19 protein-coding genes and 1 pseudogene are annotated in these 23756 nt (G+C 47.4%); 4 read left to right on the top strand and 16 right to left on the bottom strand.

The features are described 5' to 3' along the window. Positions 1–47: 47 nt before the first annotated feature. The 16 genes and pseudogenes from panD to PJIAN_RS03360 form a co-directional block, all read right to left on the bottom strand. Complete coding sequence (gene panD, locus PJIAN_RS03290) at positions 48–398, bottom strand: aspartate 1-decarboxylase (RefSeq protein WP_068701969.1); 351 nt, start codon at positions 396–398, stop codon at positions 48–50. 86 nt (positions 399–484) lie between these two features. Then, positions 485–1327, bottom strand: coding sequence for a pantoate--beta-alanine ligase (gene panC / locus PJIAN_RS03295; protein WP_068701971.1), 843 nt, complete (start codon positions 1325–1327; stop codon positions 485–487). A gap of 3 nt (positions 1328–1330) precedes the next feature. Next, the gene (pyrH, locus tag PJIAN_RS03300; protein ID WP_068701973.1) at positions 1331–2041 is read right to left on the bottom strand and encodes a UMP kinase; all 711 of its coding nucleotides are present in this window, start codon (positions 2039–2041) and stop codon (positions 1331–1333) included. A gap of 174 nt (positions 2042–2215) precedes the next feature. Continuing rightward, on the bottom strand, positions 2216–3043 hold the full coding sequence (locus PJIAN_RS03305) for a metallophosphoesterase family protein (RefSeq protein ID WP_068701975.1): 828 nt from the start codon (positions 3041–3043) through the stop codon (positions 2216–2218). A 14-nt stretch (positions 3044–3057) separates the two neighbouring features. Then, entirely contained in the window at positions 3058–4305 is a 1248-nt protein-coding gene (locus tag PJIAN_RS03310; protein WP_068701977.1) for a nucleoside permease, read from the bottom strand. A 125-nt stretch (positions 4306–4430) separates the two neighbouring features. Beyond that, positions 4431–5579: an AMP-binding protein gene (locus PJIAN_RS15055; RefSeq protein WP_369691201.1), complete on the bottom strand. Its 1149-nt coding sequence runs from the start codon at positions 5577–5579 to the stop codon at positions 4431–4433. Next, a pseudogene (gene menC / locus PJIAN_RS15060) lies at positions 5556–6566 on the bottom strand (o-succinylbenzoate synthase); the annotation flags it as partial. The pseudogene menC and the gene PJIAN_RS15055, both read right to left, overlap by 24 nt. Before the next feature lie 133 nt (positions 6567–6699). After that, on the bottom strand, positions 6700–7524 hold the full coding sequence (gene menB / locus PJIAN_RS03320; protein ID WP_068701981.1) for a 1,4-dihydroxy-2-naphthoyl-CoA synthase: 825 nt from the start codon (positions 7522–7524) through the stop codon (positions 6700–6702). A gap of 63 nt (positions 7525–7587) precedes the next feature. Beyond that, positions 7588–8424 (bottom strand): hypothetical protein, encoded by an 837-nt coding sequence (locus PJIAN_RS03325; protein WP_153802472.1) that lies wholly within the window; start codon positions 8422–8424, stop codon positions 7588–7590. A gap of 38 nt (positions 8425–8462) precedes the next feature. Next, positions 8463–10148: a 2-succinyl-5-enolpyruvyl-6-hydroxy-3-cyclohexene-1-carboxylic-acid synthase gene (gene menD / locus PJIAN_RS03330; RefSeq protein WP_068701985.1), complete on the bottom strand. Its 1686-nt coding sequence runs from the start codon at positions 10146–10148 to the stop codon at positions 8463–8465. Positions 10149–10225: 77 nt separating this feature from the next. After that, entirely contained in the window at positions 10226–11065 is an 840-nt protein-coding gene (locus PJIAN_RS03335; protein ID WP_068701987.1) for a BRO-N domain-containing protein, read from the bottom strand. A gap of 46 nt (positions 11066–11111) precedes the next feature. After that, on the bottom strand, positions 11112–12221 hold the full coding sequence (locus PJIAN_RS03340) for an isochorismate synthase (RefSeq protein WP_068701989.1): 1110 nt from the start codon (positions 12219–12221) through the stop codon (positions 11112–11114). Further along, positions 12218–12637, bottom strand: a complete 420-nt coding sequence (locus PJIAN_RS03345; protein ID WP_068701991.1) for a PaaI family thioesterase — start codon at positions 12635–12637, stop codon at positions 12218–12220. Before PJIAN_RS03345 ends, PJIAN_RS03340 begins: the two co-directional genes overlap by 4 nt. Before the next feature lie 168 nt (positions 12638–12805). Next, on the bottom strand, positions 12806–13813 hold the full coding sequence (locus tag PJIAN_RS03350) for a glycoside hydrolase family 53 protein (protein ID WP_068701993.1): 1008 nt from the start codon (positions 13811–13813) through the stop codon (positions 12806–12808). 330 nt (positions 13814–14143) lie between these two features. Then, positions 14144–14983: an AbiJ-NTD4 domain-containing protein gene (locus tag PJIAN_RS03355; RefSeq protein ID WP_084252237.1), complete on the bottom strand. Its 840-nt coding sequence runs from the start codon at positions 14981–14983 to the stop codon at positions 14144–14146. Positions 14984–15141: 158 nt separating this feature from the next. Continuing rightward, on the bottom strand, positions 15142–16323 hold the full coding sequence (locus PJIAN_RS03360) for an MFS transporter (RefSeq protein WP_068701995.1): 1182 nt from the start codon (positions 16321–16323) through the stop codon (positions 15142–15144). 434 nt (positions 16324–16757) lie between these two features. On the opposite strand from PJIAN_RS03360, the gene PJIAN_RS03370 reads away from it, so the two are divergent. The 4 genes from PJIAN_RS03370 to PJIAN_RS03385 all read left to right on the top strand — a co-directional run bounded on the left by PJIAN_RS03370 (position 16758) and on the right by PJIAN_RS03385 (position 23685). Beyond that, positions 16758–17771 (top strand): aldo/keto reductase, encoded by a 1014-nt coding sequence (locus PJIAN_RS03370; RefSeq protein ID WP_068701999.1) that lies wholly within the window; start codon positions 16758–16760, stop codon positions 17769–17771. A 167-nt stretch (positions 17772–17938) separates the two neighbouring features. Next, positions 17939–21196 carry a S41 family peptidase gene (locus PJIAN_RS03375; RefSeq protein WP_068702001.1) on the top strand — a complete coding sequence of 1086 codons (3258 nt, stop codon included), beginning with the start codon at positions 17939–17941 and terminating at the stop codon, positions 21194–21196. 270 nt (positions 21197–21466) lie between these two features. Next, the gene (locus PJIAN_RS03380; RefSeq protein ID WP_068702003.1) at positions 21467–22615 is read left to right on the top strand and encodes a pyridoxal phosphate-dependent aminotransferase; all 1149 of its coding nucleotides are present in this window, start codon (positions 21467–21469) and stop codon (positions 22613–22615) included. Between the two features lie 176 nt (positions 22616–22791). Further along, complete coding sequence (locus tag PJIAN_RS03385) at positions 22792–23685, top strand: DUF2156 domain-containing protein (protein WP_068702005.1); 894 nt, start codon at positions 22792–22794, stop codon at positions 23683–23685. The last annotated feature ends 71 nt before the right edge of the window (positions 23686–23756 follow it).

Raw genomic sequence — 23756 nt, forward strand, 5'->3', positions numbered from 1 at the left:
AGCGACTCAGAGAGCTCTGTCAGCAAACGGCAAATAAATGCCGGAACTTATTTCAGCTTATTGGTTGCCGTGTCGGGAAAAATGATGGTTGGCTTCCAGGTTTTTGCTTCCTCGAAATCCATCGTTGCAAATGACACAACCAACACAATATCACCCGGTTGAACCAGGCGTGCAGCTGCACCATTCAGGCATACGGTTCCCGAACCGCGTTCTCCCTTAATGATATAAGTTTCGAAGCGTGCACCGTTATTGTTGTTCAGAATGCTGACTTTTTCGTGCTCTATGAGATTGGCGGCATCCATTAAATCTTCGTCAAGAGTGATGCTGCCGATATAGTTCAAATTCGCGTCGGTAACAGTGACACGGTGGATCTTGGATTTTAAAACTTCAATTTGCATGAAAATGATTGGTTAGTGGGTGTTGATTATTGTCGACCGACAACTTTCAACAGGTGATTAATTTGCCTTAATTCAATAAAATAAAACTACTTGTAACGGATATTGTCGATGAGGCGTACTTCGCCGCAAAATACGGTGATACATCCTACGATATAATCGGTTTGATTCCAATCCGATACTGCCTGAAGGGTATTGCCATCGACAATCTCAAAATATTCGACGCGCAACTCACTCTCTTTGTTGACGTTGTCAATTACCCAGTCGGTGAGTTCGGCAATCGATTTTGAGGGTGCAAAATTACGACTTTCAAATAAAACTTTCGATATAGTTACTGCTTTTTTTCGCTGACTATCAGTTAAACGGGCATTTCTGCTACTCAATGCCAGACCGTCGGCTTCACGCACAATGGGGCAGGCAATGATTTCGAGTGGCAATCCAAGTTGTTTTACCATCTCACGGATAATGGCCAGTTGCTGAAAGTCTTTTTCTCCAAAATAGGCCTTGTCGGGTGTCACGATGTCAAATAACTTGCTCACAATCTGAGCTACTCCGTTGAAATGTCCCGGACGATACTTGCCTTCCATCACCTTATCTAGCGGTGCGAAATCGAATACGCGGGTATCAGGTTCGGGATAAATTTCATCTTCGCTTGGTGCAAAGATAAGGTTACATCCGACGCTTTGTAACAACTCAGTATCTTTTTCGAGTGTACGCGGGTAGTTTTTCAGATCGTTTTTGTCGTTGAACTGAGTAGGGTTTACAAAAACACTAACTACGGTTACGTCATTTTCTGCAGCACATTTTTTCACGAGCGAAGCGTGTCCTGCGTGGAGGGCACCCATGGTGGGAACCAGTCCGATGGTTTTGCCGGCTGCTTTTTGAGCTGCAATTTCAGCTTTCAGGTCGGCAATGGTTGAAAAGACTTTCATTGATTATAGTTTTACTAAAGTTCCGATTTTTTCGCCGCTCATCACCTTTTTGAGGTTGCCAACGGTGTCCATGTCAAAAACATAGATCGGCATTTTATTTTCTTTGCACATTGTGGTTGCGGTCAGATCCATCACCTTGAGGCCACGGATGTAGATTTCGTCGTATGTAATTTCGTCGAATTTGGTGGCGGTAGGATCTTTTTCGGGGTCGGCGGTGTAGATGCCGTCCACGCGGGTGCCTTTGAGCATCACGTCGGCTTCGATTTCGATGGCACGAAGTGAAGAACCGGTGTCGGTGGTGAAGAATGGGTTGCCGGTGCCGGCCGAGAAGATGGCCACTTCGCCGCGTTCCATACTTTCAATAGCTTTTGCTTTGCTGTAGAATTCGCCGATCGGCTCCATGCGGATAGCCGTCAGTACGCGCGTCTTCATGCCCAGTGATTCGAGAGCAGAGCTGAGCGCCAGGCTGTTGATAACGGTAGCCAACATGCCCATTTGATCGCCTTTTACGCGGTCGAAACCTTTGGAAGCGCCGCTCAAACCGCGGAAGATATTTCCACCTCCGATAACGATTCCGATTTGAACGCCCATATCGGCAATTTCTTTAATTTGGGCAGCATACTCGCCGAGGCGGGTTTCGTCGATGCCGTACTGTTTTTCTCCCATCAGCGATTCACCGCTGATTTTTAGCAATATGCGTTTGTAGATTGCCATAGAAATGTAGGGTTAAAATAGCGTTATATTTTGCGGCGCAAAGTTCGGCAAATTTATTGGTATGGCAATGAGAAACGAGTTTAAGATGTAGAAATAATCTATTTAAATGCGGTTGATTTCCAGTTCAATTTAACTCATAAGAAGTTAGGAAATGGGAATCAATTAAGAAAAAAGTTACGGATTTGATTCAGCAATTGTTTCGTTCTCTTTATTTAGTGGCAATGTAAGCCAGAGATAGGATGAAGAAGTCAGGGGATTCCGTTCGTATACTCTTATTTGGTTGGCTATTTCAAATATCGAATAGCCGCTTTTGCCTGCCAACGATTGTTGCAGTGTACGGGTAAGAATGCCCGGAACGCCGTTATAGTCGAACACGGCATTGCGGTGATAGTGACCGCCCAGTATAGCTTTGGTATTGTATTTCAATAGCGTATTTATTATTTTGGCTGAATCGTCCACCTGAACCGAGACGATAGGAAAATGAGTGACGGCAATGATGGGATGATGCGACGGGATTTTCGATAACTGGCGGTTGATCCAGTTGAGTTCATTCTGGTTTACACGCCCCCGGTTATTTCCATTTCCTTGCCCGGTATTGAATCCAATGAATGAATAACCTTTATGGTTGAATAAAAAATGGTGTTGTATGAAAACCGAATCGAAAGTACCGGTAATCGTTTTACAATGACGTGTGTCGTGATTACCCGGAATGGCGTAGTAAGGTATTTTCAGGCTGTCGAGCAACTGTTTGGCTTTCAGTAGCGATGGACGGTCGCCTTTATCGGCCACGTCGCCCGCCACGATCACAAAATCCAGGTTGTTCTGGCTGTTGAGATCTTTTACCGTTTGGCGCAAAGTGGCTTCGTTTCGTAGATCGGTTTGCTTGAGATGTGTGTCGGTGATCAGAGCAAACCGGAACGATCCGGTGATATTTTGCGCAAAGGCGGAAACCGAACAAACGATTTCCGCCCAAAGCAGGATAATTATTGCTAAACGTTTCACGTGTGTTCTCTTTTTTAGATCGAATTAGCTTTGTGTTTGTACTTGAAGAACAGGGCAAACAAAACTGCAATGACCATTGCATAGCCTGCAAATATAAACCATATGGTAGGCCAGTCGCGACTAATCAGCACACCGCCTTCCCCATATTTGGAGTACAAATCGACGATTGCACCACTGGCATATCCTCCCATAATAGCACCCAAACCGTTGGTCATCATCATAAACAACCCCTGTGCACTGGCTCTGATTTCAGGTTTTGCTTCGGTTTCCACAAACAACGAACCAGAGATATTGAAGAAATCGAATGCCATGCCATAAACGATCATGGAGAGGATGAGTAGTGTCAGTCCCGATCCGGGGTTTCCGATACCGAAAAATCCGAAACGGAGCACCCAGGCCAACATGCTCATTAGCATCACCTGTTTGATTCCAAAACGTTTCAGGAAGAATGGTATGGTGAGAATAAACAATGTCTCAGACATTTGCGAAAGCGAGAGCAGGATCACCGAATGTTTGACGCCGAACGACTCGGCATATTCGGGAATGGATTTGAAACTACCGATAAAGAGGTCGCCGTACGAATTGGTGATTTGCAACGCAGCCCCCAAAAGCATGGCAAAGAAAAAGAAAACGGCCATCTTTCGTGTCTTGAACAGCACCAAAGCATCGAGTCCCAGTGCCGACATCAGCGATTTATGCTCCGTTTTGGCGGGAGGGCAAGCCGGCAGGGTAAAGGAGTACAGGGCCATGAAGAGCGAAGCAATGGAACCTACGTAGAGCTGTGCGTTGGAGTTTTTGAAGCCCGACAGGTCGACCACCCACATGGCAACGATAAAACCGATGGTTCCGAACGTTCGAATCGGTGGAAAAGCCTTGACAATATCGTATTTATATTGCTCCAGAGCGTTGTAAGCAACCGTGTTATTCAGCGCAATGGTGGGCATGTAAAAGAACAGGTTTATCAGCATCGCCCAGTACATGTGATCGTAATCGGTAAGGGTAGAGGCGTAAAACAGCGCTCCGGCTCCGAACAGGTGGCAAATACCCAGCAAGCGTTCGGCATTGACCCATTTGTCGGCGATGATGCCAATGATTCCGGGCATCACCAACGAAGCTATGCCTAAGGTTGCGAAAATCGATCCGATTTGGCCTCCTTCAAAGTTGAGGTTACGACCCAGGTATCCACCGAGAGAAATCAACCACGATCCCCAGATAAAAAACTGGAGGAAACTCATCAGCGTCAGGCGGAATTTTATGTTCATAAGGCGATTTTAATTTAAGTTGATACAAAAGTACAAATTTGTCGGATGTTGGCAAATAAGGTATGTGTTTTAATAAAATGCGATTTTGGTGACTGTAATCACCAAATATTATAATATTTTTCTATTTAAATCACCAAAATCATATTTTTTGCCGCTTTGCGGTCAATTTTTCCGTTGGGGGTCATCGGGATTTTATCTACCGGAATAATTTGTTTCGGAGTTTCATAAACATCTAAAAAGCAGGATATTTTGGTCAGTAAATCCTGTTCCGAGATAGCTTTCGATTCGATTAGTAGCACCACTTTTTCCCCCAGTTTCGGATCGGGTGCGGAGGTGATGCAGAACGGAATATCAAGAATTTGAGAGAGTTTTCGTTCAATCTGTTCGGTTTGCTGCTTGATGCCGCCGCTGTTGATCACGTTGTCTTTTCGGCCCAGAATTTCGAAACTTCCGTCGGGCAAAATGCGGGCAATATCGTTGGTAACTATAGTGCCGCGGCAGATCAGGGGCGCATCGATCACCAGTGTTCCTTCTTCGGAAAGGGAGATGTTGACATTATTGACCGGACAGTAGGTTTCGGATCGCGCCGGGCCGTTAAGGCGTCGCAGTGCGATGTGCGACAGTGTTTCGGTCATGCCGTAAGTGGAGTACCAGCCATTGGGCAACGCGGCAACCGCCTTTTCCAGTTCCGGATCGATGGCAGCACCCCCGATAATACCATTTTTAATGGTTTCCAGAGCCGTTTTATCGTTCGACAAGGAGTTGAATACCTGTAGCGGAACCATGGCGGCAAAGTCAAAGATCAAACCATGGGGAATATTTGCCAGCGGGCGGCCATCCGGCGCAACGGAGTAGAGATCAAGTCCGGCAACGAGAGAGCGTACTATCATCATTTTACCGGCGATGTAGCGAACCGGCAGGCAGAGCAGTGCTTTGTCGCCTTGTTCCAGACCTAAAGCCGAGCAAGTGGTGATCGCACTTTGCATCATCCGCTCTTTTTCCACCACAATATTTTTAGGCGTTCCGGTCGATCCGGAGGTGTGCACCGTAAGGGTGGGAGAGTCGTTCCACCACGCTTGCAAAAAGGCGAACAGTTCGCGCTCCCACTCGGGCGTTTCCGGGTCGGTCAGCTTTATATTTGCCAAAATCAGTGCCAGTTCTTTCGAATAGGGGATGCCGTTGAGGGTGATCGATTGATGATTTCTATCGAGACAAAATGGCGTGTTTTCTTCATTTTCGGGTAGCTTGTTCCAGAGTTGGTCTCCCTCAACCACCAGCGGCATGTCGATATTGTCCGCAAAAAGAGCTCCGGTGCCCAGTCCCTGCGGCAGAGAGGGGTTGAGCGTGGCACACCATTGCGCAATGGCATTCAGGCCGATATTCGACTCTAGCGCTGAGGTAATCCACCAGCCGATGGAGCGTTTTTCGGCTTCGGAAATCCATTCGGTGCAACCCTGAATGCCGCCGTGAAGCGATGGTTTCAGAATAATATAGTGAGGATGAATGATATCCAACAAACGTTGTTTTTCTGCCGGATCGTTGATGCCGATCAGCTCTTCGTCCAACGCGATGGGAAGAGGAGTTTCTTTTACCAGTTTTGCCATCGTTTCCCATTGTCCCTGCCGAATCGGTTGTTCGATGGAGTGAAGCTGCAATTCGGCTAACCGGTGCAGTTTTTCCAGCGCATTGTCGGGCGAGAAGGCACCGTTGGCATCCACGCGGATTTCTATCTGTTCGGGCGAAAAGTGACTGCGGATATGTCGGATTAGCGCCAGTTCCTCTTCAAAATCGATAGCTCCGATTTTCAGTTTGATACAACGGAATCCTGTTGCCATTTTCTGTTCTATCTGGCGGAACATTTTATCTTTATCGCCCATCCAGATAAGGCCGTTGATGGTGATTCCGCTCTCTACCCGCGAAAATGGAGTGTTCCAGAGCCGGAAAGAGCCGGTTTCGAGATGAAGAAGTGCCGTCTCCAGTCCGAACAACATCGAGGGATAGGCGCGTAAAGCAGAATAATCCAATTGTCTGTTAACAATGAGTTTCCGGCAAAACCGATCCAGAATTTCTGCGTAGCCGGGCAATGCATCGCAACTCAGATCGGGTAGGGGGGCGCACTCGCCGATGCCAATGCGCAGGGGTTGTTCGGTGTGCCACAACTGCACGTACCACGACTGCCGGGTGCGGTAAACGCCCCGTGAAGTGCCCGCCGGTTGTTTGAAATGGAGGGTGTAAGGAAGTATGCGGTAAGCAAGCGCCATAGTGTTCGGTTTTGAAAACAATTGTACAAAGTTACTTATTTTGCGTTTATCCGGAGTGGGTCGGTTTTATTTCAAAACAAAAGGCGAAACGGTTAATTTTCGTTTCGCCTTCGGAGTTGTTATTCCCTTATTATCAGGGGAATTTAGGGAATTTCTTGAAATCGGGCTTGCGCTTTTCGAGGAATGCGGTTTTACCTTCCTGCGCTTCGTCGGTGAGGTAGTAGAGCAGGGTGGCATTGCCGGCCAGTTCCTGAATACCGGCCTGTCCGTCGAGTTCGGCGTTGAGTCCCATCTTAATCATGCGCATGGCCATCGGACTGTGCTGCATCATTTCGTGCGCCCATTTCACCGTTTCGTCTTCCAGTTGATCGAAGGGAACGACGGTGTTCACGAGACCCATTTCGAGTGCCTGTTGGGCGTTGTACTGACGGCAAAGGAACCAGATTTCACGCGCTTTCTTCTGTCCGACGATGCGGGCCAGATAGGACGAGCCGAAGCCGGCATCAAAACTTCCCACGCGTGGGCCGGTCTGGCCGAAGATAGCGTTGTCGGAAGCGATGGAGAGGTCGCACACCACCTGCAGCACGTGTCCGCCACCTATAGCGTAACCGTTTACCATTGCAATGACCGGTTTTGGGAGCGAGCGGATCTGTTTCTGCACCTCCAATACCTGCAAGCGGGGAACGCCGTCTTTACCGATGTAACCGCCTTTACCTTTCACGTTCTGGTCGCCGCCTGCGCAAAATGCCTTATCGCCTGCACCGGTCAGCACTACCACGTAGATATCCTGATTTTCGTGGCAAATACGTAACGCATCGCTTATTTCCATGGTGGTGGTTGGGGTGAATGCGTTGCGGTAACGGGGACGGTTGATGGTGATTTTTCCAATTCCTTCGAAATATTCGAACAGGATTTCTTCGTATTCTTTAATGGTTTCCCATTGACGTGTTGTTGACATAACTATATGATTTACAATTGAATTATTTATAAGTTGAATCAGGAGATAAATTTCTGTTTCAGACTAATTTACCCGAATAGAAAAAGATTTGCTTTCACCGGTTTCATTGTCTGTAACAGTTAAAACAGTAACTCCGGTTGCAATAGCTTTATAATAGACAACAGCCGGGTTATTTTGAGATAAGGTTGCAGCTATTGGATATGGTCGAAGTTCAGTGGAAATCACACCAGAAGCAGATGTACTCAGACTATACGATCCATTTCCGGAGATGATATATAGCTCTCCGTCATTACCTTTAGTAACTGAAATATTTGTTGAACTTGAGCTTATTGAAAAAGAATAATGTTCTATTATTTGTACGTTATATATTTGTGTAGGCCAAAAATCTTCAAAGTAGTACAAAGTGGCGGCTCCAAGTGACAACCCACTTATCAATACCTTATTGCCGCTTTCTTTCACCTGAATAGAGTTGCTTCCGGAGGAGTGTATAGCAAAAACGGCATTGGCTTTTGTGACCTCAATAGATTTTGTATCTCCTTTTTTTAGAAATACAACTGTAGATAAAGGGACAATTCGTGCAATATAGTTTTTTACTTCGACTTTAATTTTGACACTATTCCCTTCTCCATCGCTGAGGGTAACAACCGCATTTCCAATTGCGTTCCCGGAAATATATAGGGTGTTTTCCAGTAAGAGATATTCAGCAACGGATTCGTTAGATGAAGAAACAGAATAAGAGCCGGAGCCCTTTATGATTTGAATGGCAGCATAAGGATTATCAGTTGAAAGAACAACCGATGATTTATCGACTTGCAGCGGACCAATCTGTTCGTCCTCGTTTTTAGAACAGGAAACGATGGTCACTAAAGCGAGGAAAAGGAAGAAAATCTTTTTAATCATATCCATTCATTAAGTCATGGGTCATTAAAATGCGCATATCATTGATGCTTCAGGGCTTCAAACAAGCGACTGAAAACGTAGGCATTGGTTTCGGTATGGGAAAAAACCTCCAGCACCATCGGGTAATCTTCGTTCGGGTTGCAAAAATAGGGAAGGCACCGGTCGAGTTCGTCGAAGTTGGTGGCCGACAGGTAGTGCAATCCGAAAGCCAGCACCCGATCTTTGGCCGATTCGTTGTGGTGGCAAGCGATGTAACCCTCCATCGCCTCCGATTGCTGCGGCCCGTTAATAAGGTGAAACATGTTGCCGCCTCCGTTGTTTACCAGTAAAATCCGCAGGTTTTTGCTGATCTGTTTGTTCCACAAGGCATTGATGTCGTAAAAGAAACTCAGGTCGCCGATCAGCAGGAAGGTCAATCCTTTGTTGGCTGCCGCATATCCCACCGCGGTTGACATGGATCCGTCGATGCCGTTAGTCCCCCGGTTGGAGAGAACCGAAACCGTCGGATTCAGCTTGCTGATCTGGGCGTAACGGATGGGAGCGCTACTGCTCAGATGAAGTGTGGATTGCTGTGGTAAACGTTGTATAAACGCATTGACTACAGTCAGGTCGGAGAAGGGTGCCTCTTTCATAAAACGGGCAACTTCCAGATCTACTACTGTGGATTTATTTTGCCATAACCCACTGAAATTATTTTCTTTATCTTCTTGAGGGGTAATTTCCTTCGCCAGTTGTTGCAAAAAATCGGCTGCATCAGCCGGAAGCAGGTCGGTGATCGTCTGGAACGTGTCTTTTACGTTGCCGTCGGGGCGAATATCCCAGTGATGTTGTGGCTTATGTTTGCGTAGCAACTGTTTTAACCGTTTGGAGGTGAGATGTCCGCCGAGGGTAATTAGTAAGTCGGGAGCAAAGCTGTTAGACTCTTCCTCCGACAACGAAGCCAGCACCAAATCGAAATTGGCTATCTGTTGCGGGAGGTGTACATTGCCTATCTGTTCTGCCAGTAAGACCGCATCACCCTTGCTCAGTAGAGAGCTGAGGATGACATCCAATCCATTATTCGGCGGCAGTTGACCCACTACGATCATTCGTTTGGATGAGGTGTTCCAGATTGATTGGAAAGATTCTGTCTCTACTTGTTGTTTTGCGGTGTGGAAAGTGATTTTTCTCGCTTCCGGCAAACCAGGAGTTATAAACTGGTAGAGCGGCTCCGAAAGCGGCACGTTGATATGCACCGGACCGTTTCCGTTGGCTGTCAGTTGAATCAATGCCTCATTAATCAGACGGTTGCAGTACCATTCGTCGGTAGCGTTGGCCGGTTCCGGCAGTTGAACGCTCTTTTTGGCGATGGCGGCAAATGTCCCGTTTTGCGGAATGGTTTGCCCGTCAGCCTGACCGATCCATGCTTCGGGGCGGTCGGCAGAGATAACCAGCAACGGAATCTCCTGATAGTAAGCTTCAGCGATGGCCGGACCGTAGTTGAGCAGTGCCGTTCCCGAGGTGCAGCAGGCTGCCACCGGTTGTTGTAACTTCTGGCTCAAACCCAATGCAAAAAAGGCGGCAGAGCGCTCATCGACCACCGTGTAACAGGTAAAACCGGGATGTTGCGTAAAGGTATGAATCAGCGGAGCATTCCGCGATCCGGGTGAGAGTACCACGTGACGGATGCCGTATTGCAGCATCAGCGATACAAGTTGTAATATGTTGGTTTTGTTGGAAAACACTGTTTTAATTTGAAAATTAGGAAATTTGAGAATTTGAAAATGGAATCTGTTGCTTGATCTCTATCTCAGTTTATAATTTATTCTTCAGTGATTTCGTCCTGTTTTTGGTTTATAATTCCTTTTTTGGCATTGAGAGGCGAAACCACCGATTTACCGGTTTTATTTTCCAGTTCAAGACGTGCGTTGCGGGCAACTTCGCCTCCCTTCCGGGCAACATCAGCATGTTCGTCCATCGTGTCGGGATTGGTAGCCTCCGAAATTTGTTTAGTCGATAGTTCGGCCAACATATTTAATACCAATTCGGCATTGGTCATGTTGTCGCGCAGGTTTTCTTTTTTCAATCCCTTGAAACTTTTGTATTCTTTAGCTGTTTTATCTGCCCAGGTCTTATAAATAATGTCGGTCAGTGTTGCAAAATGAATGCCTTCCTGCAGACCTCTCGACTTCCATTCGTCCGTGAGGTCTTTGCGTATTTCAATACTTTTCAGGCGTTGATTGATCCAACTGTCGGAATAGCCCAGCCGTTTGTAATCGGCCATTGCCTGTTCGATAGACAGTTCGGGATCCTGAATCTGATCCAGTCGCTCTTTTGCCACCTGAGCAATCCACAATTTAAATGGCTCAGCTTTTGGAGAGGGAATAGACTGAATTAAGCGGAAAAGCTGCTGGGGACTAACTACATCTGTTAAATATTTTTTCCCATCGGCAGCAACCATTTTCAGTTGACTACAATTTGTAGTCAACTCACTTCCCTCTTTTTTGAGTCGTGTTTTTAATACACTCCAATATTTTCGTGGATTGGGACTATCAGTTAATACATCCACTACATCTACAATGGAAAAGTACCACTCTTCGGATGCTTCGTCCCAGGCAGTACGAACTTTTTTCTCTTCAAACAACTGGATTTTGTTTTGCATACCAACTATGGTTTAAGGTATATCTGAAATAAGACAACAAATCCTTTTATAAGATTCCCCGCATCGTTTTCAGCTTCTCTTCCGTCTCTTTCCACTCTGTTTCGCGATTGGAGGAGGGGAGCAGGCCACCGCCGGCAAAGAGTTTCAGCTCTCCGGCTTCGATCTTCATGCAGCGCAAATTTACGTATAAATCCGTTTGATTGTCAGCCGACAGGTAGCCGGTAAATCCCGAATAATATTCGCGGTCGTAGCCCTCTTCAGCCAGAATAAACCTGTAGGCCTCCTCTTTTGGCAAGCCGCAAACGGCCGGTGTGGGGTGGAGTTGTTGCAAGAGATCGCCCAGTTTACTGGTGTTCGGATAGGAAAACGAGAATCCGGTTTTGAGGTGAACCACATTGCCTGCGGTCAGCGTTTCGGTCTTCTCTTCGCTCCAGCTTTCGGCATTGCGCGAGAGTACCTCCCGCAGGTAGAGCGCTACCAGCGACTGTTCGTTTTTGTTTTTGTGATCCCAGCGGGTGGCAGTGGTGCAGTCGGTTTTGGCCTTGCGAGTTCCGGCCAGTGCTACCGTTTGGTAGGCGGCGTGGCCTCCTTTTAGCAAAACTTCCGGGGTACTCCCCATCCAGGTACCTGAAACAGGCGTGTGGCAGAGGTAGACAAAGGCGCCGGGGTATTTTGCGCAGGCACGGAGAAATGCTTCGGCAGGCGAAAATTCCGGTTGGCGGGCAATGGCTGCGCAGCGCGAAAGTACCAGTTTATTGAACCTGCCCGATTGCAACGCTTCGATAAATTTTTCGAAAGCGGCAAGGTAGGTGGATTTTGTATTTTTTTGTGTGGAATAATCCGAAGTGTGACCGGCAGTGTTCTCTTTATCGTTGATGGTCAACGTTGAAAGGAATGCTCCGATGGCTTCCCATCCGGCAAGATGTCTCTCCGGATTGATGAGCAGCAGCGGATGTTGGTCTGTGATTTGAAACGGGGCGAAGACAAAACCTTCGCGGTTGTTCAGTTCGGAGATCGACCGGATAAGTGTGGGTTGCTCCGATGCCTGATAAACCAAACGGACGCTCTCTTCGCCCGGAAGCCGGTAAAGAGCGAAACACGAATTCGTCTGCGTGAGCTTGTTTATCAGTTCTATATGTATCAATTGATCTGTCAAGAAACTTTCTTTTTGATAATCATATTGGTGACGGTGATTACCGAAACCAGTTTGTTGTCGGCCGCGAAAACCTCCACCTGCCAAATGTGGCTTTTCTTGCCCTGGTGCAGGATTACGGCTACCGCTTTCACTTCTCCTTTGCGGGGCGATGAAATGTGGTTGACACTCAGTTGCATTCCCACGGCATGCGCTTCGGGGGTGCAGAGATAATACGAACCGACCCCGGCCACTGACTCGGCCAAAGCGATGGTGGCGCCGCCGTGCAGGATTCCTACCGGTTGAACGGTGCGCTTGTCGATGGGCATGGTAGCCTCCACGCGCCCCTCTTCCACCACGGTAATTTTCATCCCCAGGTGTTCCATCAGCGTGCCTTTGCACAACTCATTGCACTGATCTATAGTGAGATTCTTGTTCATGATTTTCGGTGAAACGTCAGTTTTAAGCAGACACAAAGATAACAAAAAAGTAGGGGAAAGGAGATGTTTATGATTGACATCAATAGAAAGGCGTTTTGGTTCTATTAAGGGGCTTCCGCCCCTAACATAAAAAACGGGGAACAGCGTTACTCCGTTCCCCGTAGGTTTCTATTTTTTGAAAGCATCCAGCGCCGGTGAGGGTTTTCCGTCGTCCTGCCAGCAGCCGAGAGCGTAGTGACTCCAGCTCCGGGCTCCTTCGGGTTCCCAGTAAATGACGCCTAAACCCCGTTTGCCGGGAATGGCTCTCACGGCTTTGATTACCGCTGTGAGCATGTTGTAGGTCTCGTCCACCAGCCGATCCTCTTCGCCGATCTCCACAATCATCACATCCTTGTTGTAGTGGGCAATCATGTCGTTCATGTTGCCGACCAGATCGCCGAGGGTGGCCTTGTAGCTTTTGTTGATCCAGTAGGGATAGTACGACATGCCGATAACATCGTAGCGTACCCCGTGTTGCGTGGCGTTATCGAAAAAGGTGCGGTATTTCGCGTTGTTGTTGCCCTCGTCGAGGTGCACAATCACCTTGATCTTCGGGTCGACGGTTTTGGTGGCATCGTACCCTTTGTTGATCAGTTGCGCCAGTTGCGGCCAGTTGGAGGTGCTGCCGTCGGGCCAGAGCATGCCACCGGGAATCTCGTTGCCCACCTGCACCCACTCGGGCGTAATGCCGACCTGTTTCAACGTGTCCAGCACCTCAAAAGTGTGTTTGTAAACGTCGTTGCACAGTTGGGGGAACGAATGCTTTTCCCAGGCAACCGGTTTATTCTGTTTGGCAGGGTCTGCCCAGCTGTCGCTGTAGTGGAAATCGATCATCAGCCGCATGCCTAGTTTTTGAGCCCGTTGCGCCATCTCCACCGTCTCTTTTTTGCCGCAATGGCCGCTGCCTCTGTCGTTGGAGGGGTTGACCCACACCCGCAGGCGGATGGTGTTGATGCCGCGCTCTTTGAGCAACAGCAGGCAATCTTTGGCTTTGCCGTCGCTGTCATAGAACTTAAAACCGGTGGCCTCCATCTGGGGCAACCAACCCACATCGGCTCCTTTGGCAAATTGCGCCTGACACGGTCGGATGGCTCCGGCAAGCAGCAAAAATAGGGAAATTTTATAAATGAGTTTCATAGGGGGATGGAATTAGTATTGTTGAATGAATTATTACATAAGTTAGAATATCAAATATGAACGAGCGCAAATTTAGGGGCGTTAGCCCCGATCTCTTTGTAGAAAGAGCATAAAACCTGTAGCCGGAGGAGCGTAGCTCTGATCTATTTCCTCTGATGAGCCGTTTAGAGGTCAAGGCTATGCCCCTTTATTCCAATTTTTCGGTTTGTTGCTACCAAGATTACAGGGCTAATGCCCCTGATGCTACTACCGCTTGGGATGAGCAAGAGTCAGGAGACTCGTACTAGCTGAGAAGATGAATAATAACAATTATGATGTTACCAACAGTTTTTATTCTTTAGACTTTAAATAATTTATAAACGCAGAACAAGAAACTAACATAAATTTTGCATCTTCTATCTCAACATTTATATCGTCTTCTAAGAGTGAATGTCTAATACCTCCTGAGTCACTTGTATAACCATACAAAGCAGAAAATGACGATTTCAAAGCCGTATGTATTTTATGAGTTTTTTCAATTTGATTTAAAGCTTTTCCTAATGTCGATTTTGAATCATTGGTCAAAATAGCACAATATGCTTCAACAGCAGAAATCGATTCTTTTATTGAATTACGGTAGTCTGGATTTTCTCTATTGGACAAATGTTCCAAGGCTTGACTTAAATGAGTTTCTACAGACTTATATTTAGAACCGTTTTTTAAAGCATTTTCAATTGCACTTATTTCTTGTTCAGCTGTTATTTGAATAATTTTATTTTGAATAATTGTATAGCCAGCCAATTCTCTTTTTAAAGTATAATTTACTTTAGTGGTGAAATCTAGCCTTAAGGGATTTGATAAATCTGATAAAAATTCTATTAAATCATACTTTTCATACCATTCAGCATTAAGGAACCATTTTTTAATATACTCTGTCATCCCTTCTGTATAAACATCACCGTCTGTGTAAGAAGGTATTTCATCTGATTTTAATTCAAAAAAATTCTCCCAAATATATATGAAGACTTCAGCTCTTTTGGATTTCTGGTACGAGTAAGCGTGGTCTTCTATCTTATTTATGAAGTCGTTTAATATATTATTCCAAAGTTTATTCTCAAGAATTTGGTCAATACTATCAGTTTGCAATACTTGCCGAACATCTTTTTTCCCTATTCTCTGTGAAAATCGCATAAAGGGTGGATTTAAATTGCTATTAAAATGTAATTCATGGACTAACCTTTGTAAATTCCATCGAGATGGGTGTATTTACGAATGTTTTGCTATAGTTAAATTTACCTTGCAAACATACAATTTATTCTTCAAAACCTGTTTTGACAAAACCTTTTATTTCAACGCGTTTTTGATCGGAATCCAATCAGAATCAGCAGGATCATTACCGCCCAGGTGAGCATTTGCAGCGATACCCAGAGCCAGCCACCGGCCTGCCAGCAGAGCAGTCCCACGAAGGTGCCAAGCGCGCCACCGGTGAAAAAGGTGGTCATGTAGATGGTGTTGATGCGGCTATGCGACGACTCGTCGAGGGTGTAGACCAGCGCCACATTGGTCACCTGCATGGCCTGCGCCCCGATGTCGAGCAGCAGCACGGCAGCCACCAGCATAATCACCGACTGGTCGAAAAAGAGCATCAGTAGCACGGCGGCAATCATCATCGTGATGGCGTAGAGCTGCACACGGTTGGTGTTTCCCCGGTCGGACTGCTTCCCGAAAAGCGGCGCCATCAATGCCCCTGCAATGGCCACCAGTCCGAAGAGGCCGATGGTGTCTGTGTGGAAACGAAACGGTGCCCCGCTGAGGTGAAAGGTGAGGGTGGTCCAGAAGGAGCAGAAGATGCCGAACTGGAAAGCGCCCATCAGGGCCACCTTGCGCAGCAGCGGATAGCGGGGCAACATGCTGAGCGCCGAGCCAAGCAATTTAAGGTAACTGCCCTTGAACGGAGTTTCTACTTCGGGCAGGTAGGTTTTGAGCAGCAGGGTAACCAACAACACCAGACCGGCCGAAAAGCCATAGACCCAACGCCACGAGAGCCATTCGGCAATGGCGCCGCTAAACACCCGCGCGGCAAGGATGCCGATGAGGATGCCCGTAAAAATAGTGCCTACCGTTTTGCCCCGGTTGACGCTGTCGAGACCGGCCGCCATGGGCAGAATCACCTGCACGGCCACTGACAGGATGCCGATAAGTACGCTGAGTACCCACACCTGTAGGATGCTGGCCGCGAAAATCATCAGCAACAACGAGAGAAATAACAGTGCCAACAGGTTTACGATCAGTGATTTTTTGTTCACCTTGTCGCCCAGCGGAGTGATAAAGAAGAGTCCGAGCCCGTAACCGATTTGCGCCAGCATGGAGGTGAGTCCGGCCTGCGCTTCGGTGCATCCGAAGGTGGTCGAAATATCTTTCAGAATGGGTTGGTTGTAATAGATATTGGCAACCGAAATGCCGGCTGCCACCGCCATCAGCATTACCTGAAAGCGGGAAAGAGATCTGTTTGGGTTGTCGATTGGAGTCATCGTGATGAAAGCGAATGGAACTGCAAAGGTAGATATTTCGCAGGCTCATCCGTCCTTTACAAAAGGATAGGCATTGAAAAGTTATTCAAGTCAGATTTGGAGTGGCCTTGTCCGGTGAGCCAAAAAACAAGAGAGGAAGCGGAAAGAATCGTCCTTGTTTGAAGTTTTCGACGTAAGGAGGAAACAAGTTTGGACGGTTCCCGCTTACGAACGCTAGTTTTTTGAGCGAAGCGGGCATAGCCTTGAATTTTTTGCTTCCTTTTTGCTTCAAGGCAAAAAGGAAGTCGGGGTTATAGGGGTGGAAACCCCTTATCAAATTTTTTAATGCGGGATATATATTCCTTTCACATCTTTTAATGGGGCAAAGAGTACCATTTCCCGCTTTGTTCAGCGACATTTGTAATCGCAATAAACGAAACTAAAAATAGAAATTTATGCAATACAAACAATTTGGAAATACAGGACTGATGGTGTCCGAACTTTGCCTCGGCACGATGACTTTCGGAGGAAAAGGCTACTGGACAGCCATTGGAACGCTGCCTCAGGATGAAGTGAATGCACTGGTGAAACAGGCTGTCGATGCCGGTATTAACTTTATTGATACGGCCAACGTGTACAGCCTCGGATTGAGCGAAGAGATGACCGGACAGGCCATCCGCGAGCTTGGACTGAAACGCGACGATCTGGTAATCGCCACCAAAGTGTGCGGCATGATGGGCGAGGGACCTAACGAAGCGGGATTGAGCCGGAAACATATCCTGCAACAGGCCGACGAGAGCCGGAAACGTCTTAACATGGACTACATCGACCTGTATCAGATTCACGGCTTCGATCCGTTGACCCCGTTTGAAGAGACACTGGAAGCACTCGACGTATTGGTGAAAAGTGGCAAGGTGCGTTACATCGGTTGCTCCAACTTGGCGGCCTGGCAAATTATGAAATCGCTGGGCATTTCGGCGCAAAACCGTCTGGCAAAATATGTGTCGTTACAGGCCTATTATACCATTGCTGGTCGTGATCTGGAACGGGAACTAGTGCCGTTGCTGCTCGACCAGAAGATGGGACTGATGGTGTGGAGTCCGCTGGCAGGAGGTTTCCTGAGTGGAAAATATAGTCGCAATGCATCTACCGAAGAGGGGCGCCGCGTCAACTTCGACTTTCCTCCTATCAACAAGGAGAAAGCGTTCGATATTATCGACGTGATGCAGGAGATGGCAGCTTCGAAAGGAGTTTCTGTGGCACAAATCGCACTGGCATGGTTGCTCCACCAACCGGTTGTTACTTCGGTAATTGTGGGGGCAAAGAAACCTGAGCAATTGGCAGAAAACCTCAAAGCGGTTGAGGTAAAATTGACGGACGATGAATTAAGCCGACTGGACGAAGTAAGCAAACTGGCACCCGAATATCCCGGCTGGATGATCGAACGTCAGAGCCGGTATCGGGAATAATATTGTGGATATTTTTAGTTATTGAAGGCAGTTTCGGTTTCACGGGACTGCCTTTTTTGCATGAATACAGATTCGATTTTTTTCCTTAATTTTGAACCCCTTCTAATGTACCATTCTAAAAGAGTGATGACTACGTTGTTTCAAGGAATCATTTATAAATTTCATATATGCTAAAGAAAACCTTTATTCTGCTATTTTGTTTGATGACGGTCGGTGCTTTATGGGCACAAAATCCGGCCAAGTGGTTGCGTTATCCGGCTATTTCTCCTGACGGAAGCAAAATCGCATTCTCCTATCAGGGTGATATTTATGTGGTTGATAGCCAGGGCGGCAATGCCCGTCAGCTGACCAGTAATCCGGCTCACGACTACCATCCCGTGTGGTCGCCCGACGGTAGCAAACTGGCTTTTGCTTCTAACCGTAAAGGCAACTTCGATGTTTACCTGATGGATGCCGATGGTGGTAATCCCACTCGTCTGACAACTCATTCGTCCAACGAAATTCCCTTTTGTTTTACTCCCGACGGCAAAGAAGTTATCTACAGCGGATTGATTCAGGATCCGGCCGCCAGTCTTACCTTTCGCAGCTACGGCGAGTTGTACAAAGTCTCCGTTAAAGGCGGTCGTCCCGATCAGGTTTTCGCGGTGCCTGCCGATGAGGCAACAATGAGCCAGGATGGAAAATTCATCTATTACAACGATATCAAAGGTGTTGAAAACCGCTGGAGAAAGCACCACACCTCGTCGGTCGTGCGTGATATCTGGATGTTTGACACCCAAAATAAAAAATACACCAAACTGACCACCACCAACGGCGAAAGCCGTACTCCGGTACTTTCGCCCGACGGCAAAACTGTCTATTTTTTGGGTGAACGGGGCGGGAGCTTCAACGGATTCAAATTCGCGGTTGCCGATCCGAAAAACGTGACTCCGGTTACATCGTTCAAGAAAGATCCGCTGCGATTCCTCTCGGCTTCGCGTAACGGAACGCTGTGCTATACATTCCAGGGAGAGATTTATACGCAGCAGGCAAATGGTAAACCGCAAAAGATCAGTGTCAACGTAAAACGCGACGATTCTGCCGAAGAAACGGAAGTGCTCAAATCGGGGAAGGAAGCCTCCGAAGCTGTGGTTTCGTCCGACGGCAAGCAGATGGCCTTTATCTTCCGTGGCGATGTCTTTGTCTCATCGGTAGATTACGGGACCACCAAGCAAATCACCAACACCCCCGAACAGGAACGTCAGGTGAATTTTAGCTCTGATGGCAAGAAATTGGTTTACTCGGGAGAACGCAACGGCAGCTGGAACCTCTACGTGGCATCCATCGCCGACCCGAAAGAGCCAAACTTCCCGAATGCAACCATCATCAATGAGGAGTGTCTCTACAGCACGCCCCGCAATGCGATGTATCCCAAATTTTCACCCGACGGCAAGGAGATTGCTTTTTACGAAAACCGTTGCGAGTTGAAAATCATTACGCTGGCCGATAAAAAAGTGCGCCAGATCACCGACGGCAAAACCACCTTCTCGAGTTCCGACGGCGATCTCGATTTCAACTGGTCGCCCGACGGCAAATGGATCACATTCGACTACACGCCGAATAAACACTGGCCTTACAACGATATAGGTATCGTGAGCACCAAGGGCGGCGAACCTATTATCGACCTGGTGGCGAGTGGCTATACCAACCGTAATCCGAAATTTGTGATGGGCGGCGACGCCATTCTCTTCTTCTGCGACCGCTACGGAATGCGCAGTCACGCTTCGTGGGGCTCGCTCGACGATGCTTTTCTGGTCTTTCTGAACAAAGAGGCGCATGACAAGTTCAAACTCTCGAAAGAGGAGGCTGAACTGTTGAAGGATAGTACGGATAAGAAAAAAGAAGACGACAAAAAGGCAGAGGATGCCGATAAAAAAGAGGACAAAAAAGCCGATGCCAAAGAGAAGAAGGCGAAGGAGATCAAACTGGAACTCGATAACATTGAGGATCGCATCGAGCGGGTAACCATCAACTCGTCGAAAATGGGCGATGCCGTTATTTCGAAGGATGGCGAAAAAATCTATTACCTCTCTGCTTTTGAAAACGGATACGACCTATGGACAAACGAGTTGCGCAAGCAGGAGACCAAACTGATGATGAAACTCAATGCCAAAGAGGCAACGCTCGCTTTCGACAAAGACGAGAAAAATCTCTTTGTGCTCTCGCCTGTTGCGCCGCAAAAAATTACGCTGGCTGGCGAAAAGAAGACTCCGATTGCCTACAACGCGCAAAAGGTGCTCGATCGTCCTGCCGAACGCCAGTATATGTTCGACCACGTTGTGAAACAGGTGCGCGAGAAGATTTTCCGTGAAGATATTTTCGGTGTCGATTGGAATTACTATACCAAGGAATATGCGCAATATCTGCCGTATATCAACAACAATTTTGATTTTGAAGAGCTGTTGAGCGAACTGTTGGGCGAACTCAACGTGTCGCACACCGGTGGACGTTACTATCCGCGTGCCGAAGGAGGTGACGAAACGGCAGAACTGGGTCTTTTCTTCGACTGGAACTACAAGGGCGATGGACTGCAGGTGACCGAAGTGCTCGAAAAAGGCCCGTTTAATAAGGCAACATCCAAAGTGAAAGAGGGTGTTATTCTTGAAAAGATCAACGAACAGCAGATCAGTAAAGGCGAAGATTATTTCCCGATGCTTAACCTGTTAGCCGACAAAAACGTCAAGGTATCGTTCTACAACCCATCGACCAAAGAACGTTGGAACGAGACCGTAAAACCGGTTACCCGTACCAAATACAACGATATGCTCTACGATCGCTGGGTGAAACGCAACGCCGAACTGGTTGATAAACTCTCGAAAGGGCGTTTGGGTTATGTGCATTTGCAGGCAATGAACGACGGTAGTTTCCGCGAAATCTATAATGACCTGCTCGGTAAATACAACGATCGTGACGGTATCGTGATCGACACCCGTTACAATGGCGGTGGCCGCTTGCACGAAGACATCGAGGTGCTTTTCAGTGGTAAAAAATATTTCTCGCAGGTGTTGCGCGGCAAAGAGGCCTGCGACATGCCGAGCCGTCGCTGGAACAAACCATCGATCATGCTGGTTTGCGAAGCCAACTACTCCAATGCGCACGGAACGCCTTATGTGTACAAACACGTAGGAATCGGTGATTTGGTGGGAATGCCCGTGCCGGGAACCATGAGCAGTGTGTGGTGGGAAACCCTGCAGGATAAAACCCTGATCTTCGGGATTCCTATCGTTGGAATGCGCGACAATGACGGCAACTATCTGGAAAATATGCAGCAGGAGGTCGACTACAAAGTGGCTCAACGTCCCGAGCTGATTCAGCAGGGCGAAGACGAACAGATTGAAAAAGCAGTGGAAGTATTGCTGAAACAGGTGGACAGTAAGCAGAAATAAAGCATTGCTTTTGACAAATAATCAAAGGGTCGCAACCGAAAAGTTGCGGCCCTTTGTTGTCTCAAAAACAGAAAAATCACACATTTCGTGCCAATTATGTGATTTTTCTCACACTTTCGGCACGAAATGTGTGATTTCGTCCTTTCTGGCCTCACATGGCAGATTCATATTTTATTTCTAATTTTGAGCTATCAAATTCTTTCGTAGCTTCGTTTGTCCCGATTGCTTCTGTCGTCGGATGAGGCTTTTGACCATTAAACTTTGAACTGCATGTTTCTGAATCCCGATGCCGAACAGATGACCCCTTTTATTGTGATGGAGGTGCTGGAACGGGCATCCGAACTTGAAAAACAGGGTATTTCTATTATCCACATGGAGGTGGGTGAACCCGATTTCGATGTCCCTCAATGTGTTGCCCAAGCTGCTGAAAAGGCGCAACAGAACGGTAAAACTCACTATACCCATTCGCTTGGCGATCTTGCTTTACGCGAAGCCATCTGCCGTTTTTACAAAAAGGAGTACGGCGTAACCATTTCACCCGACCGTGTATTAGTAACTTCGGGCAGTTCGCCTGCTATCCTGATGGTTTTGATGGCCATCTGTAATGCCGGCGATGAGGTGATTATGACCAATCCCGGATATCCCTGCTACCGCAATTTTGCACTGGCCTGTCGGGCCGTTCCTGTCGATGTGGAGGTACGTGCCGAAACGGGTTTTCAGTACGAAGCCGAATCGTTGCAAAAAGCCATCACATCCCGCACCCGGACGCTCTTTTTCAATTCGCCCATGAACCCTTCGGGGACGCTTGCCGACGAATCGGTTTTCCGAATGCTTGCACAATTGCTGTTCCCGGTTATCTCCGACGAGATTTATCACGGTCTGGTTTACAACGGGCGGGCACGCTCCATCCTGGAGTTTACCGACAATGCCTTCGTGGTGAACGGTTTTTCCAAACGTTTTGCCATGACCGGTCTGCGTTTGGGTTACGTGATTGCACCGCAGGAGTATATGCGTACTCTGCAAATTCTTCAGCAAAACCTTTTTATCTGCGCCCCTTCTACGGCTCAGGCGGCCGGTGTTGCCGCGCTCGAAAAGTCTGACGCGGATGTGGTGAAAATGAGAGCAGTGTATGACGAACGTCGCCGGTTTATGATCGGCCGTTTGCGTGAAATTGGCTTTGAGATAAAGGTTGAGCCTCAGGGAGCTTTCTACGTGCTGGCCGATGCCCGCAAGTTCACCTCCGATTCGTACAAATTTGCTTTCGATGTGCTCGAAAATGCGCATGTCGGCATCACCCCCGGAGTTGACTTCGGAACCAAGGGAGAGGGATTCGTTCGCTTTTCGTATGCCAACTCGTTGGAGAATATTGCGGAAGGCTTAAATCGGTTGGAACGATATTTGCAGGAGAAGAGGGTGTAAGGATGTGGAAATGATCAGTAGCACACAGAATACACGGAATCAACGGACAGCGATGTAATCTATCTGGGTTGAAACATCCCCGGAACACCAATTGGTTATTATCTTTAGGAGCTTTTTTAGCGATAACTGCCAATTGCCAATTCCAATTGTAAATGAACAAATCGTAAATCTACTTTATGCTTTCATTCAGACCGGTAACTTTATCGGACAAAGAATTAATAAATAGCTATTTAAAGCAACAACATACACGGCTTTTCACCTACTCGTTTGAGGTGCTTTTTCTGTGGAGGAATGTCTACGATTTTCAGATTGCCGAATTCGACAATCATCTGTTAATCAAGACGTATGTCGACGGGTGTCACTATTTCCTGTTTCCAGTTGGTAACGACGATTTGATTCCTACCCTTGAGGCGATGCTCGACCACTCTTTTTGCCTCGATTGCGCTCCGGTGATCGGCCAAATTACTCCCGAGAACAAGGAAGTGATGGAGCGGCTGATGCCGGGTAAGTTCAAATTCATTCCTTCGCGCAACGAATACGAATATCTTTATGAGTCGGAAAAACTGGCGACGCTGAGCGGTAAAGCCTTGCAGCCGAAGCGAAATCACATCAACTTCGTAGAAAAGAACTACTCGTGGCAGTTTGAGCCTATTACTCCGGAAAATATCGGCGAGTGCATTGCGTTCAACGACGCCTGGGATTATCACTACAATGACAATCCCGAGTCGAAGCGTTTTATTGAAAACAAAGCCATCAACGATTATTTTCTCTATTATGACAAAATGCCACTCGATGGCGGCTGCATCCGTTTGGATGGCAAAGTGGCCGGTATTTCTGTCGGGACTCCACTCAACGATGAGGTCTACCTTTGCCTTTTTGAAAAGGCATCACACATTTATCGTGGATCTTATACGTTGATAAACAGAGAAATGATTCGTCATTACGCCACCGGATACAAATATGTGAACCGGGCGGAGGATGGCGGCGTGGAGGGTTTGCGTCAGGCAAAAATGTCGTACAATCCGGCCATTTTGCAGGAAGTCTTTCTGGCCGAACTGGCCGAACAATAAGTTGCGAAAGTAGCCGCAACAGAGGCTATTTAAATATCACTTTCTCGTAAAAAATCAATACCTTTGCACTC

It is taken from the genome of Paludibacter jiangxiensis (assembly GCF_001618385.1).
GTDB classification, from domain to species: domain Bacteria; phylum Bacteroidota; class Bacteroidia; order Bacteroidales; family Paludibacteraceae; genus Microbacter; species Microbacter jiangxiensis.

Bases quoted from the DNA above. Each gene is read 5' to 3' on its own strand.
- panD (WP_068701969.1), bottom strand. From the start codon at position 398: ATGCAAATTGAAGTTTTAAAATCCAAGATCCACCGTGTCACTGTTACC.
- panC (WP_068701971.1), bottom strand. From the start codon at position 1,327: ATGAAAGTCTTTTCAACCATTGCCGACCTGAAAGCTGAAATTGCAGCT.
- pyrH (WP_068701973.1), bottom strand. From the start codon at position 2,041: ATGGCAATCTACAAACGCATATTGCTAAAAATCAGCGGTGAATCGCTG.
- PJIAN_RS03310 (WP_068701977.1), bottom strand. From the start codon at position 4,305: ATGAACATAAAATTCCGCCTGACGCTGATGAGTTTCCTCCAGTTTTTT.
- menB (WP_068701981.1), bottom strand. From the start codon at position 7,524: ATGTCAACAACACGTCAATGGGAAACCATTAAAGAATACGAAGAAATC.
- PJIAN_RS03325 (WP_153802472.1), bottom strand. From the start codon at position 8,424: ATGATTAAAAAGATTTTCTTCCTTTTCCTCGCTTTAGTGACCATCGTT.
- PJIAN_RS03335 (WP_068701987.1), bottom strand. From the start codon at position 11,065: ATGCAAAACAAAATCCAGTTGTTTGAAGAGAAAAAAGTTCGTACTGCC.
- PJIAN_RS03345 (WP_068701991.1), bottom strand. From the start codon at position 12,637: ATGAACAAGAATCTCACTATAGATCAGTGCAATGAGTTGTGCAAAGGC.
- PJIAN_RS03350 (WP_068701993.1), bottom strand. From the start codon at position 13,813: ATGAAACTCATTTATAAAATTTCCCTATTTTTGCTGCTTGCCGGAGCC.
- PJIAN_RS03355 (WP_084252237.1), bottom strand. From the start codon at position 14,983: ATGCGATTTTCACAGAGAATAGGGAAAAAAGATGTTCGGCAAGTATTG.
- PJIAN_RS03360 (WP_068701995.1), bottom strand. From the start codon at position 16,323: ATGACTCCAATCGACAACCCAAACAGATCTCTTTCCCGCTTTCAGGTA.
- PJIAN_RS03370 (WP_068701999.1), top strand. From the start codon at position 16,758: ATGCAATACAAACAATTTGGAAATACAGGACTGATGGTGTCCGAACTT.
- PJIAN_RS03375 (WP_068702001.1), top strand. From the start codon at position 17,939: ATGCTAAAGAAAACCTTTATTCTGCTATTTTGTTTGATGACGGTCGGT.
- PJIAN_RS03380 (WP_068702003.1), top strand. From the start codon at position 21,467: ATGTTTCTGAATCCCGATGCCGAACAGATGACCCCTTTTATTGTGATG.
- PJIAN_RS03385 (WP_068702005.1), top strand. From the start codon at position 22,792: ATGCTTTCATTCAGACCGGTAACTTTATCGGACAAAGAATTAATAAAT.